Genomic DNA, 13,482 nt, shown 5'->3' with positions numbered 1-13,482 from the left:
CGGGCAGTGGATGCCCGCGACCATTCGCTGTTTGTGAACTCAATTGAGAAAGCGATTACGGTGCTCAATTCGTTCAGCCGCGAACGACCGCTACTGACGCACGCGGCAATCACGAAGCTGACGGGGTTGGACAAAAGTGCAGCCCAGCGTTTTCTCTACACTCTTCATCAGCTCGGCCTACTGCGAAAGCATGAAGATACCAAGCAATATTCGTTATCACCTCGGCTACTCGAGTTCGCCTATGCTTATACTTACAGTGATGGGTTGATCGAGCGTGCGCAGCCCTTTCTAGTTGAGGCGCATGAGAAGACAGGGGAAACCGTCAATCTAAACGTGCTGGAGGGTACCGACGTGCTACTGGTCTCACGAATACCTAGTCAGCAGCTAGTTACAATGAACATTCAGGTCGGGTTTCGTATGCCTGCTCTTTATAGTGCCGCGGGTAGGGCGATTGTCGCCCGCCTTCCAGCAAAGCAGCGAGATCATGTGATCGGAACCACAAAGTACCAGAAATATACGGATGAGGCAATCAGTAGTCCGAAGGAAATGCGCGGGCTCATAGAAAAAGTCGCTAAAGAAGGATACGTCCTGTCGCAATCACAATTTTTTAAGGGCGATATTTCCGTGGGCGTGGCGATTGTCGATGGTTCAGATGCAGTTCTGGGTGGCCTCTGTCTTTCCGTTCCTCGTGCTCGAATGACGGTCCAAGATGCTCGGGAAAAACTCGTGCCGGTCGCAATCACCGCGGCCCGCAAAATCTCGCTCACGATGGGCGCCTATTGAGATGCTTAGTGGAGCACTCTAGTTCGACGTTTGAGTGAACGCGTTCGAATCCCGACAGCTTGCTCGCGCAGTCTCTTATCGATCAACCCACCACGATGCCGGTATTGGCGGCGGCGGCGCAATCCACTAACGGGTAAACCTCCGCGGGAGCCGCCAGACGCCACCCTGGCAACATATGTTGGCGCGGAGCATTGTCCTTATGGAGATAAGGACAGTGCTCAAATCGGGGACTTGATGTGGTCGAGCTGGGTGGACGAAAAACGCCTCTCTGAGGATGAGAAGCTGCGGATCGTGCTTGAGAATCTGCAGGGGTGCGGCAAGTGTCGGCAATGGCCTGATGATATGACGTTTCTCGTTTCATTGTTGCTCAATTGCGACGGTTGTTCGTACCCATCCGAGCTAGGCCGCGGATAGTGGATTACCGATCCCATCGCTTAAGGAGTTCGGGGTCTTCCTTGTGCTGCTGATGAGTTCCATCAGGGTTTCGATGCCGAAGTCGGTGAACGCCATGACGCTGTCGTCACCGATGTCGTAAACCAGATGACGCTGTCCTCCGTGTCCATTCCGTTGGCCACGTCCCAGAGCCAGTTCTCGTCTTCGCTGAGGTCCTTTGCGACGCGACTGATGGTGAAGACGGAATGAACTTTGTTGACGTGCATGGCTACGCCGCCTGAGCGGAGGACGTCGATGTGGGAGGCGTCCAATTCCACGGCAGCGGCTCGTGCAGGCAGCTCAGCGGCATGTCGGCGATGCGGGAAGACATCGGCCAGCCAGGCTTTCGGGTCGATGTTGTTGAGACGCGCCGTCATAATGAGCGTCGCCATGACCGGCTCGCTCAGCCCCCGATCGGAGCCGGCGAATAACCATGCCTTTCTTAAGAGCAAAACCGCGAAGGGCACGCTCCGTGCATTGTTGGTCAAGTAGATCGTCCCATCATCGACGAGCGGGCGAAGCCATTCCACCACTTGAGCAGGTAGTTGATCGGCTTGATTAGGTTGGACGAACGCGACAGCGAGGCACGCTCCACTTGCAGCCAAGCCTCAAGATCGCTTAGCATCGGCGCACTTCTTTTTTCCTGGCGCACCTGCAGCCGCTCCTCAGCACTCAACCCGTGGATCTCACGCTCAATCTCGAACAGCTGATCGATCCGACGGACCGCTTCCAGCGCAATAGGCGAGATCACGGTTGTCAACCGCCCGCGCCGCGCGTTCTGGGCGATATCGGCCAGTTCGAAGAACGCTCTTCGGCCGTGTGCCCAGCAGAAGGCGGCTGTGACCGGCGCGGGCTTGCGCACGGGATCGAATAGAGCATTGAACCCACTTTAGGCGTCGCCCTGTAGGCCCCGCGGCGTCGCATAGAACGGTGCCGGCGGTTGCGTGATCGTCTCGCAATCCCGGCAACTGAACTTTTCCCGCACCATGTCGATCACCGTAAGCGGCAAAGAGATCCCATCTAGCGGAGTGGGTGAGCGATCGGCTATCGGCTGCGGGGTCCGTGAGCCGATGTGAGCTTCTATGTCTGCGCCTAGTTCTGAAACTAGAACCTTCCATATGATCGAAGCGGTCGCCGAGCGTCTTGAGGGGGCCCCGCGACAACTTCGCCGACGCTGGTCGGATGAGTTCAAGGCACAAGTCGTGGCAGAGGCGCTGGAGCCCGGTGCGAGTGTATCGGCGATCGCCCATCGGATCGGCATTCACCCGTCGCAGCTCTTCGCCTGGCGTCGCGATGCTCGGGCCGAACGAACTTGCCCCTCGCGGCCTTCGAGTCGTGAAGCCGGGGTGGCGTGCATGTCAGTGATCGAGATTTACATTGGCGAGGTGGTCGTGCGCGCCGGCGTCGATGTCGACGAGGCACACTTGCAGCGGGTGATCCGGGCGGTCCGATCGGCATGATCCCCTCTGGTGTGAAGGTGTTCCTCGCCAGCCATCCGGTCGACTTCCGCAAGGGCATCGATGGCCTTGTTGCGCTTGTGCGCGATGCCGGCTCAGATCCGTTCGATGGGGCGCTTTATGTATTCCGGGCCAAAAGAGCCGACAGAATCAAGATCGTCTGGTGGGATGGCTCCGGCGTGTGCCTCTATTTGAAACGTCTTGAGAAGGCGAAGTTCTGCTGGCCGCGGATCGGGCATCATCGGGTGCAGCTCACCTCCGCGCAGTTGATGGCACTGGTGGATGGGATGGACTGGAAGCGGGTCCGGGCTGTGCCGGTCAGGCCGCCGGAGATTGTTGGGTAAAAGCGCTGCGGCGAAGTGAATCAACCGCCTGAAAGGGCGAGAGAACCGGAGCAAAATGTGCTCTGGTCGGTTCAATGATGCCGCCCGATCTCGACCTCCCGAATGACGTAGAGACGCTGAAGGCCATGGTGCTTGCCATGGCCGAGAAGGCGGCACGTGCCGATGCTCTGGAGAGCGAGGTCGACGATCTCAAGGCCCGCAACGCCGATGCCGATGCGCGCATCGCGCGGCTGACGCAGATCCTGAAGGCTTTTGACCGCGCCCGGTTCGGCCGACGATCGGAGAAGCTCGGCCCTGCGAGCATCGATGACGAACAGCAAGCCTTTGCCTTCGAGGAGATCGAGACCGGCATCGCTGCGATCAGGGCACAGGTCAACAAGAGCCGCGAGCGTGCGGATGGCAAACGCGCACCTCGTCGGCGCAAGGGCTTTGCGTCCCATCTGGAACGGATCGAGGTTGTCATCGAGCCGGAAGCGTTGGCTGAGCATGCCGGCAAGCAGAAGGTGCTGATCGGCGAGGACGTGTCGGAGCGTCTGGATGTGGAGCCGGCGAAGTTCCGGGTGATCGTCACTCGTCGTCCCAAGTATGCGTTCAAGAACGAGGACGGCGTGATCCAGGCGCCGGCCCCAGCCCACATCGTCGAGGGTGGCATTCCGACCGAAGCCCTTCTGGCCCAGATCGCCGTCTCCAAGTACGCCGATGGCCAACCGCTTTACCGGCAGGAAGCCATCTATGCCCGCGACCAGGTCGAACTCGACCGCCAGCTGATGGCGCAATGGATGGGCAAGCTCGGCTTCGAGCTGGAGATCGTGGCCGACTACATCTTCAGCGAGGTCAAGAAGGCCGAACGGGTCTTTGCCGACGAAACCACTTTGCCGACGCTCGCTCCGGGCTCCGGATCGACGAAGACGGCCTATTTATGGGCCCATGCCCGAGATGACCGAACCTTTGGCCGCAGCGGTCCGCCGATGGTGGCGTATCGCTTCGAAGACAGCCGCGCCGGCGAATGCGCGGTCCGGCACCTCAATGGTTATCGCGGCATCCTGCAGGTGGATGGCTACGCCGCCTATAACAAGCTCGCGCGATCCGATCGCGGCAATGATGGCATCACATTGGCTGGCTGCTGGTCACACTGCAGACGCAAGTTCTACGAGCTGCATGTTGCGGGGAGCTCAGAAGTGGCAACGGCGACGGTCGAGCGGATGGCGGAGCTCTGGCAGGTCGAGAAAACCGTGCGCGGTCAAAGCCGCGACGCCCGCGTTGCCGCGCGACAGCAAGCCTCCGCGGCGATCGTCGCAGATCTCTTCGATCTCTGGCAGCAGACCTTGCGGCGGATCTCCGGCAAATCAAAACTGGCCGAGGCGATCCGCTATGCCGTCTCGCGCCGTGCCATCTTCGAACACTTCCTGACCGATGGTCGCATTGAGCTCGACTCCAACATCGTCGAGCGCGCCATCCGGCCACAGACAATTACGAGAAAGAATAGCCTCTTCGCGGGCAGCGACGGCGGCGGACGAACCTGGGCGACCATCGCAACACTGCTGCAGACGGCGAAAATGAACAACGTCGATCCGTTCGCCTGGCTCAGCCTAACGCTGCAGCGTATCGCCAACGGATGGCCGAGCAGCGAAATCGACGCGCTTATGCCATGGAACCACGCCGCCTGACGTCCGCAGCTTGCCGCTTACCGATCACCTTGAACCAGCGCGGGATCTCCTCCAGCGTCGAGGTCACGCTTTCGCCGAGCTTCGACAGCCGGGCCGATCCGCAACAGGGACATTACGTCGGGGCCGGCAGGACCACGCCCTCTCGCTCGATGTCGTCAGGAAAGGGCTGGCGCACCGGCCGCTTGCGCTCAAAACGAACGCACCGTCTGCGTCCTTCCGGTCGCCTTCTCCGCGGCGAGTTCATCCTCGGTCGCGGCCGCCTCGAGCTCCTCAAGTCCTGCTCCAACCGATCAAGCAGCCTCGCCGACCGCTCTGAGCGCGAGCCATATATCGTCCGTCGCGGCTTCTCGATCTGGAGCTTGAGATGGGCAATCAGCGCTTCGGTGCTCGATTGCTTCGCCGCTTCAGCCAGCCTAGCTTTCGCCGCCAGCCTGGCAGCGCGCTCGGCCAGGATCATTGCATGCGCGCCGGCAAGATCGGCGGCAGGTCGGCGCTGGAGTCCATAACCATATGGAATCACGTTCGCCGCCAAACTCAAACGACAACTCTCAGCCCACGTTGGTCGGACGCCAGGACTCTTGGGGATTGCGCCAGTCGATGCCGGACAACAGATAGCTCATCTGCGCCGGCGAGATCGACACCACGCCGTCCGCCATTGACGGCCAGACAAAACGACCTCTCTCGAGTTTCTTCGTAAACAGGCACGCCCCCTGGCCGTCAGGCCAGATCACTTTCGGTGGATCACTCGTGCGTCCGCGGAAGCAGAACAAATGACCACTCAGCGGATCGCGGTGCAGCACCTCTTGCACCTGCAACACAACGAGGCGAGCCTTCGCATGTCGGTCTGGCCTGTTGCCAGCCACACCCGAACTCCCGTAGAGACCGGAATCATCGTCGATCCAGAACCTCGATGAGGCGGCCAAGCGCCTCAACGTCGACGCCCGCATCGACAATGACGCGCCGCCCGCCGGCCAGCTCGTGCTCAACCCGACGCTCGGTCGAAGGGGCTGTCGCGCTCTCCAATGAAGCCCCAGGCGCGGCTCGGACAGACGTTCCAAAACAATCCGCGCCTTCTCCTCGTCAAACCAACGCCGGCGTCGGCCTGTCTCCACCACTTCGAGTCTATTCAGCCCACTGATCGTATGGCTGTCCATACGTACAGTTCTCAACTATCAGGCCAGCCCGTCGCAAGGCGCCTGTCCTCGGAGGCTTACGGTTGTTCAGCCGTTGCGCGCGGACAAAATGAAGCTGGGTCACAGCTGGACTCCTGTACTTCGTTCGAGCGGTGGTTCCAGACCCGTCGACGAAGCCTGATCCGAGTCTAGTCGAATTGCGGCGGCGCGATTGAGGCCGAGTTCGCGGTTGCGGCCCGGACGCGGATCACTGGCGCACGCGACCTAATAGAGACCGTACAGCGCGCGATGCTGGAGGACACGATGATCCCCATCCCGCTGCGTTTCCACGTGTAGATTGCGATTGGCTAAACGGACATGCGCTCCCCAACGATAATTGCTGATGCGGACAGCGGCCGCACGTGAGGATTGCCCGCTAGACAGGAGCATGAAGACTTCGGAATAATGGTGGCTTGGTCCTTGCGTCCACAAGTTTGGCGCCTCGGGAGCGAGCCTGATGCGAGCGGGATCCGATTGGGGAGGATGGTTGTGTGGAAGCTGCATGTGGCTCGATAAACCCTACTCATCGCCGAATACTTCGCGGGACTCCACGATCTATCTCTCCACGCCTGTATTCCCATACGATCTGGTAGCTGCCAAAGGGACGCTCAGTGGTTTAGTTCAAGAAATGGGAGCAGATCGAGCTGTCCGTAATCTAATTTGCATCGAATTAGTGCGGCTCGATCTCGTCAAGCTGCGTTGAACGGTCCAACATTTATTCTGGCCCATCAGAATGGAGGAGTGAAATGCAAGACGACATTGCCGTCTCTGATGATCGCCGTCCGGCCGGGCACTTTCGGAACACCGGCTATGTGATCAACGAGAGTAGGACATATTTCGACGCAGCTCACGCGGCTGGTCTTATGGGCATTCAGGGACGCTCCACGACGGGACGCACCGTCGCGTTGGGCGCAGGTCTGCTTGACCGACGACGGCAGATAGTCGATTTTGTGCGATGCTCCTATCTGGGTCTCGATAATCATCCGGCTATCGTTGCTGGGGCGATTGAGGCGATCGAGGCGCACCGGTCTTTGCACTGGTCGTGTGCGCGAACGCGGCTTAACTTCGATCTTTTGGCAGAGCTTGAAGCGACCCTTTCGAAGATGTTCTGCGCGCGCGTGGTTGCCTTTTCCACTGTTATGCTCGCCAATTTGGGTGCAATGCCCATCCTTGCCTCGGGCCAATTGACCGGTGGAAAGAAGCCGATCGTTGTGTTCGACCGCATTGCACACATCTCGCTCGCCTATCACAAGCCGGTCGTAGCTGATGAGACACGAGTGGAAACGATCGCGCACAATGACATAGACGCTCTTGAACGCTTATGCCGCCAGGAGCGACTAGTCGCCTACGTTTGCGATGGTGTGTACTCCATGGGAGGGCATGCGCCAGTCAAGGAATTGCGCCAGCTCCAGGAGCGCTATGGTCTCTTTCTATATATCGACGATGCTCACGGCATATCGGTATTCGGACGCCAAGGTGAAGGATTCGCGCGCTCTCAGTTTCGGGAAGGGCTTGGTGACCGCACAATCATAGCAGCTTCGCTGGCGAAAGGATTCGGCGCATCGGGCGGCATGTTGATGCTCGGAACGGCCGATCAGGAGGCTCTGTTTCGTCGCTACTCCATTCCTTACGCGTTTTCGGTGGCCCCCAATCTGGCGGCGGTTGGTGCGGCGCTCGGCTCGTGTAAGATTCACCTCTCCCCCGAACTCGGTGAGCGGCAGAAGCGGTTGGCGCAACGCGTCGACCTATTCGATCGTCGTGTCGCGACCGCGGAGCAAGGCAATTCACTTCCGATCAGAATGATAGCCGCTGAGTCGGAGACTAAGGCCATTATAATGGCGAGAGAACTTCTCGATGCTGGCTTCTATACGTCGGTAACCTTCTTCCCAACCGTTGCGCAAGGAACGGCCGGGATTCGTGTGTGCATTACCGCCGATCACGACGTTCGCGACATTGAACGTCTGTGCGACTGCATCCGGGAAAAAGCCACCAACACATCACCAAGCCCCGCGTAGGACTGGCGCTCCTTCGGAGATGGCCCTCGCTTCACTTGGACCAGCCATGATAGCGTGACACCATCTTGACCGCATTCGACGCCTGGTTGGACCACCAGGTGGATCAGGCTACGATAATGGCGATGTTTTCTTCTGAGTATTGCACTGCCGTGCCTTTCCGTCTCTATGGGCGCGTCCGTCGCGTTTGATGATCATGCTGAAACTAGGAAGGCTGCCCAGATATAAAAGTGACAGAAGCGTTGTTCTTGTGACAGGGGGAGCACGGGGAATTGGACTTCAGATCGTACGTCGCTTCTTAGCTGACGGCTATCAGGTTGCTTTCGTGGCAACAAGATCAGAGCACGTGGAGGGAGCGCTTCACATTCTTGGCGGTACGGAAGATCAGATTTTTGCCGAGAGCGTTGATGTAACGCGACAAAACGAATTGATGGTATTTATTGATCGCGTGCGGGCACGTTGGGGGGAGATCGCGATTTTGGTAAACAATGCAGGTATTTCTCCAAAACGCGCGAACCAGGATGTGCCTTGGCTCTCGCAAACGTCGATCGAGGAGTGGGGACGTGTTATCGACGTCAATCTTAATGGGCCATTCAATCTAATACGGCTTTTGGCGCCAGCAATGATCGCAAAGGGCTATGGGCGCATCATCAATGTCGGGTCGCTTGCGGGCCGCGCCATACCGGTGATCGCGGGGCCGCATTATGCCGCATCGAAAGCTGGACTCGTTGGATTAACTCGCGCTGCTGCACGGGATCTCGCTCCATACGGTATTACGGTCAATTGTATCGCTCCCGGGCGAATTCTCAGTGACCTGACCGGGCCGCCCGAAGCCCCGGTAAACCGCTCTGCCCTTAGCCGAATCCCGGTCGGCCGTTTTGGAACTGCTGAAGAGGTGGCCCACGTTGCAGCCTTTCTCGCTTCGCCGATTGCCGGCTTTATCACCGGTGCGACCATTGATGTCACGGGAGGTGAGTTCGCTGCCTAAGCTGCTCTCGAGAGGCGTGCCTCACGCTGTAATTCGATTTGAAGAAGAACCTCCCCCAATTGCGGCAAGAGCACTTCTAAGCATCAAACATTGTCGTTTCCTGCGTGATGGCGGAACTGAACTGGCGACCTTTGTTGGGTGCCAAGTCTCACGTCATCGTAATCACTGCCATGGACGTGCAGTCTTGGGCTCGCCCTACCCTGCGAGTCCGAGGGGCTCGGGCAAGGCCGAGCCGATCCTCATCACAGGACGACGAGCCGTGGCGGAATATAAGGAAGCATTTGTCGAATTGAACGGCGCGAAGCTGACGAACGCTATCGCGATTGCTGAAGCGTATCCCTCCGGCGGCGGTCGTCTTGTCTAGTTTGCGAGGCGTCTTGAGGATTTGACCTTAAGTGCAGCTTTAAGGTCACGTCGGGAACGCAGGTCAATGTGTTGGGCGCCGAGCGTCGGCGGTGATGGAGTTACGACGAGAAGGTGCGCCTTGTTGAAGAGACATTGCAGCCCGGCGAGACGGTCTGCGGGGGGGGGCAAGCCGGCACGGGGTGGCTCATAGCCTGCTGTTCACCTGGCGTCGACAAGCGCGACAGGGTCGACTGGGGGGATGCTGCGCCTACTCTTGTTCCGTCGAGATCACACCTAGCGGCTCCGATCTCCAGTGGCGCGCCAGAATCGGTGTCTTCACCGCCTGCGCAACGTGCAAGGGCGGGCATTATCGAGATCGCGCTTGGGGGCGGCTGTCGCGTGCGCGTTGACCGGGACATGGACACTGAGGCGCTGCAGCGGGTTCTTGAGCTTCTGGGACGGCAATGATCCCGATTCCGAGCGGCGTCAGGGTCTGGATCGCCACCGGCCACATGCGCCGCGACATGCAAAGCCTGGCGCTTGCGGTCCGGGAGAGTCTGAAGCGCGATCCGCACGCTGGCGATCTTTACATATTCCGGGGGTCGCCGCGGCGATCTGGTCAAGATCCTCTGGCATGGTGTGCTGCAGAGCATGAAGGAGGTGGATAACCGAATTTGATGCGTACAGCTTTATGAGAGATGGAGGTTGGCCCTCCTGCATCGGCGTTCCAGCCGCAGATGCAAAACCACGACACTGTGGCTTCGCTTAAAAGGCGCGATCATCAGCAAAGTGTTGCAAAAGTCCCGGTTGTACGGGGCAGGTGAGTAACAAAAGGCGAGCGAAAGCGAATCTTCCGATGACGCGTCGAAAATTAGTTAGAGGTCGCCAAAGTCAGGGGAGCGTGCCATCCCTGAGATCAATCCGTGAGACGCCTGGATTACTGCGCGGATGGCGACCGGCGTTTAGGGGACGCGATCTGGATACAGGCTCTTGTAGAGAACTGCAGGAACCAGTCGTTGTGATGCCCAGGGAGAAGTTCAAGCGGCGCACACCGGTGAGAGTACCGAAGCACGACATTGGGGCGGAGTGGCTCGTAATAGTGATGAAGGTGCTGTAATGGGACTGGAGCGAAAGGGCCGAGGCAAGCGGTTCCGCCCGCATGCAACTGTAATGAGCGGGAGGACATGATGGGTGTAACCGAACGTAAGCAGTACAATATCAACAAGCAAACAGTGATGAAGGCCTACCGATTGGTCAAAGCCAATGCGGGCTCAGCCGGCGTGAATAAGGTATCGTTGGAAGCTTTCGAGAAGAACTTGAAGGGAAACCTTTACAAGGTCTGGAATCGAATGTCTTCTGGCAGCTACTTTCCACCTGCCGTTCGGGCTGTCCCCATTCCCAAGAAGAACGGCGGACAACGCATTCTAGGCGTGCCGACAGTAGCAGATCGCGTGGCGCAGACGGTCGTCAAGCTGCAGATTGAACAAGCACTCGAGGAAATCTTCCTTCCCGATTCCTACGGCTACCGGCCCGGAAAATCCGCGCGGACGCCGTCGGCGTCACCCGGCAACGGTGTTGGAAGATGGACTGGGTGCTGGAGTTCGACATCAAAGGCCTGTTCGACAATATCAGCCACAAGTTGCTTATGAAGGCCATCAGGAAGCATGTGCAAGACGAATGGGCTCTGCTCTACATCGAACGCTGGCTAATAGCGCCGATGCAAGGCAAAGACGGAGCGATCACCGCTCGCGACCGGGGCACACCCCAAGGCGGCGTGATCAGTCCCGTCCTTGCCAATTTGATCTTGCATTATGCGTTCGATACATGGATGGCGCGGAACTTCCCGCGGTCACCATGGTGCCGATACGCAGACGACGGGCTCGTTCATTGCCGAACCAAGGCTGAAGCGGAGGCCATCAAGGCGGCGCTGCAAGCAAGGTTTGAGGAATGCGAACTCGAAATGCATCCCGACAAGACCAATATCGTCTACTGCAAAGACAGCAACCGCCTGGGTAGCCATACCAGTCAGTCGTTTGACTTTCTGGGATTTACCTTTCGACCGCGCAGGCCAAGAAATCATCAGAAGAAAGAAAATTTCTGTACGTTCTCGCCAGCGGCCAGCAGGGCGGCGATGAAGTCTATGCGTATGACGATCCGGCAGCTCCGGCTCAGGCTTCGCTCGCAGACGGAAGTCGACGCAATCGCCGTGGAACTGAATCCCGTCCTTCGTGGATGGATGCAGTACTACGGCAGATATGGGCGGTCAGAAATGCACAACCTGTATCGATGCGTCGACGAATCTCTTACCGCTGGGCGCGACGCAAATACAAAGGGCTGAAGAATGGAAGTCAGAGCCTCCACCTGGCTCAGATTGATCCGCCGCCGCAGTCCAAAGCTGTTTGCTCATTGGGCGAGGTTGAGTTCTGCTTCGGTACTTGTTGAGAGCCGTATGAGGTGAGAGCGTCGCGTATGGTTCGGAGAGCGGCTCCGGGTGCAACTCCCGGGGCCGACTCACCACGGGACGCCCAGCGCCTGGACGGCGGCAAGTTCATCTCGCCGTCGGCGTCGGACGGCGCGGTATCAATCTCGGCGGCGCAGATGGCCTACATGCTGAAAGGGATCGACTGGCGGAATCCGCAATTGAGCTGGCGGCCGCAAAGCGCGGGCTGAGCGAAGAATCCGCAGCTTTTTGCATTTTGGGGAGTTCCATCGCGTTCAATCTGTGATTCACTGCGTCGCATGGATGCCGACCGCGACGCTGTTCCGGATGACATTGCCGCCCTGAAGAAGGCGCTGGCCGTTGAGCGCGCGAAGGGTTTGGAAATCGCCGCCGAACTCGCGGTCGCGCCCGCGAAAGCGTCGGAAGATGAAGTGCTGATCGCGCAGCAGAAGTTGCAGATTGCCAAGCTAAAGCATCAGATCTATGGCCAGCGGTCGGAGCGGTCGTCGCGCCTGATCGAGCAGTTGGCCTTGACGTTCGAAGAGCTGGAAAGTGACGCCACTGAAGACGAGCTGGCGGCAGAGCGCGCTGTGGCCAAGGCGACGACGGTGCGCGAATTTACGCGCAAGCGCAGTGACGCCAGACCTTCCCTGAGCATCTCCCACACGAGCTGGTGGTGATCGAGCCGCCGACGGCTTGCGAGTGCTGCGGCGGCGATCGTCTGCGCAAGCTCGGTGAGGACGGACACTGGAAGTGGTGCCGCGCCAGTGGAAGGTGATCGAGACGGTCCGGGAGAAGTTCTCCTGTCGCGACTGCGAGAAGATCAGCCAGGCGCCGGCACCGTTCCATGCCGTCACTCGGGGATGGGCTGGCCCGAGCATCCTGGCCATTGATCATATTCGAGAAGTTCGGTCAGCATCAGCCCTTGAACCGTCAGTCTGCTGGAAGGCGTGCCAATCGCACTGTCGACCATGGCAGATGCCGTTGGGGCGGTCTGTGCCTCGCTGGATCCCCTGCTGCGCCTGCTGGAAGTCCATGTCATGGGGGCCAAGCGCCTTCATGCCGATGATGCGACCGTGCTGGTGCTGGCCAAGGGCAAAACCGATATGGGACGATGCTGGATCTACGTCCGGGACGACCGGCCGTTCGGGAGCACGGACCCGCCGGCGGCGATGTTCTATTACTCACGCGTCGCAAGAGTGAGCATCCTCAGGGGCATCTGGCCCGGTATGCCGGCATCCTGCAGGCCCACGCCTATGACGGGTACAACCAGCTCTATCTGGCGGGACGCCAGCCTGGCCCGATCCGAGAGGCGGCCTGCTGGTCGCACGGACGGCGCCCGGTCTTTGCCGTGGCCGACATCGAAGAGAATGCCCGGCGCAAGGCCGCCGGCAAGAAGGAGATCCCGCTCTCTCCGATCGGGATCGAGGTCGTGCGGAGGATCGATGCACTGTTCGAGATCGAGCGCTCCATCGACAGCAAGAGTGCCGAGGAGCGCCTTAGGTGCAGACGCTGAGCGGGCCCCTGGCCGAGGACCTCCAGGTCTATATGCGGGAGCAGCTTGCCAAGCTGTCCCATGGGCACGACCTTGCCAAGGCATTCAACTATATCCTGAAGCGATGGGCGAGCTTCACGCTGTTCCTCGAGGAGGCCGCGTGTGCCTCTCCAACAATGCCGCCGAAACGGGCCTGCGAGGCATCGCTCTTGGGCGAAAATCCTAGATGTTCTGCGGCTCCGATCGTGGCGGACGGCGCGCGGCGGCGATATACAGCCTCATCGTCACCGCACTATGCCGCGCGCGGCATAGTGCCGTTTATGCCGCCCGCCAAACTATGCCGAGTC

General features: G+C 59.3%; 9 protein-coding genes and 4 pseudogenes. 10 read left to right on the top strand and 3 right to left on the bottom strand.

Annotation, left to right across the window (positions count from 1 at the left end; translation table 11 throughout):
- Nucleotides 1–6 precede the first annotated feature (6 nt).
- Nucleotides 7–783, top strand: coding sequence for an IclR family transcriptional regulator (locus BRAD3257_RS33335; RefSeq protein WP_160118909.1), 777 nt, complete (start codon nt 7–9; stop codon nt 781–783).
- Nucleotides 784–1,444: 661 nt separating this feature from the next.
- Here the strand turns inward: BRAD3257_RS33335 and BRAD3257_RS33325 are convergent.
- A pseudogene (locus BRAD3257_RS33325) lies at nt 1,445–2,104 on the bottom strand (IS66 family transposase); the annotation flags it as partial.
- Nucleotides 2,105–2,333: 229 nt separating this feature from the next.
- On the opposite strand from BRAD3257_RS33325, the gene BRAD3257_RS33320 reads away from it, so the two are divergent.
- The 3 genes from BRAD3257_RS33320 to tnpC (BRAD3257_RS33310) all read left to right on the top strand — a co-directional run bounded on the left by BRAD3257_RS33320 (nt 2,334) and on the right by tnpC (BRAD3257_RS33310) (nt 4,683).
- Complete coding sequence (locus BRAD3257_RS33320; RefSeq protein WP_244607802.1) at nt 2,334–2,675, top strand: transposase; 342 nt, start codon at nt 2,334–2,336, stop codon at nt 2,673–2,675.
- A complete protein-coding gene (gene tnpB / locus BRAD3257_RS33315; protein WP_092262361.1) occupies nt 2,672–3,016 on the top strand; it encodes an IS66 family insertion sequence element accessory protein TnpB in 345 nt (114 codons plus the stop codon). Before BRAD3257_RS33320 ends, tnpB (BRAD3257_RS33315) begins: the two co-directional genes overlap by 4 nt.
- Before the next feature lie 74 nt (nt 3,017–3,090).
- Complete coding sequence (gene tnpC, locus BRAD3257_RS33310) at nt 3,091–4,683, top strand: IS66 family transposase (protein WP_122405354.1); 1,593 nt, start codon at nt 3,091–3,093, stop codon at nt 4,681–4,683.
- A gap of 22 nt (nt 4,684–4,705) precedes the next feature.
- Here the strand turns inward: tnpC (BRAD3257_RS33310) and BRAD3257_RS40155 are convergent.
- Nucleotides 4,706–5,140 (bottom strand): annotated as a pseudogene (locus BRAD3257_RS40155) (IS66 family transposase); the annotation flags it as partial.
- Between the two features lie 91 nt (nt 5,141–5,231).
- Entirely contained in the window at nt 5,232–5,837 is a 606-nt protein-coding gene (tnpB, locus tag BRAD3257_RS42090; RefSeq protein ID WP_347338413.1) for an IS66 family insertion sequence element accessory protein TnpB, read from the bottom strand.
- A gap of 764 nt (nt 5,838–6,601) precedes the next feature.
- Here tnpB (BRAD3257_RS42090) and BRAD3257_RS33290 point away from each other — a divergent pair.
- The 6 genes and pseudogenes from BRAD3257_RS33290 to tnpC (BRAD3257_RS33260) all read left to right on the top strand — a co-directional run.
- Nucleotides 6,602–7,870 carry an aminotransferase class I/II-fold pyridoxal phosphate-dependent enzyme gene (locus BRAD3257_RS33290; RefSeq protein ID WP_122405353.1) on the top strand — a complete coding sequence of 423 codons (1,269 nt, stop codon included), beginning with the start codon at nt 6,602–6,604 and terminating at the stop codon, nt 7,868–7,870.
- A gap of 187 nt (nt 7,871–8,057) precedes the next feature.
- The gene (locus BRAD3257_RS33285; protein ID WP_347338412.1) at nt 8,058–8,855 is read left to right on the top strand and encodes an SDR family NAD(P)-dependent oxidoreductase; all 798 of its coding nucleotides are present in this window, start codon (nt 8,058–8,060) and stop codon (nt 8,853–8,855) included.
- 809 nt (nt 8,856–9,664) lie between these two features.
- Nucleotides 9,665–9,868: an IS66 family insertion sequence element accessory protein TnpB gene (tnpB, locus tag BRAD3257_RS42425; RefSeq protein WP_122405351.1), complete on the top strand. Its 204-nt coding sequence runs from the start codon at nt 9,665–9,667 to the stop codon at nt 9,866–9,868.
- Between the two features lie 516 nt (nt 9,869–10,384).
- Nucleotides 10,385–11,658 (top strand): annotated as a pseudogene (ltrA, locus tag BRAD3257_RS33270) (group II intron reverse transcriptase/maturase).
- A gap of 11 nt (nt 11,659–11,669) precedes the next feature.
- A complete protein-coding gene (gene tnpB / locus BRAD3257_RS42420; RefSeq protein WP_122405350.1) occupies nt 11,670–11,870 on the top strand; it encodes an IS66 family insertion sequence element accessory protein TnpB in 201 nt (66 codons plus the stop codon).
- A gap of 69 nt (nt 11,871–11,939) precedes the next feature.
- Nucleotides 11,940–13,427: pseudogene (gene tnpC / locus BRAD3257_RS33260) on the top strand (IS66 family transposase); the annotation flags it as partial.
- Nucleotides 13,428–13,482: the final 55 nt, after the last annotated feature.

It is taken from the genome of Bradyrhizobium vignae, assembly GCF_900324035.1.
Taxonomy (GTDB): Bacteria; Pseudomonadota; Alphaproteobacteria; order Rhizobiales; family Xanthobacteraceae; genus Bradyrhizobium; species Bradyrhizobium vignae.
This window is presented reverse-complemented; position numbering and strand designations above follow the sequence as displayed.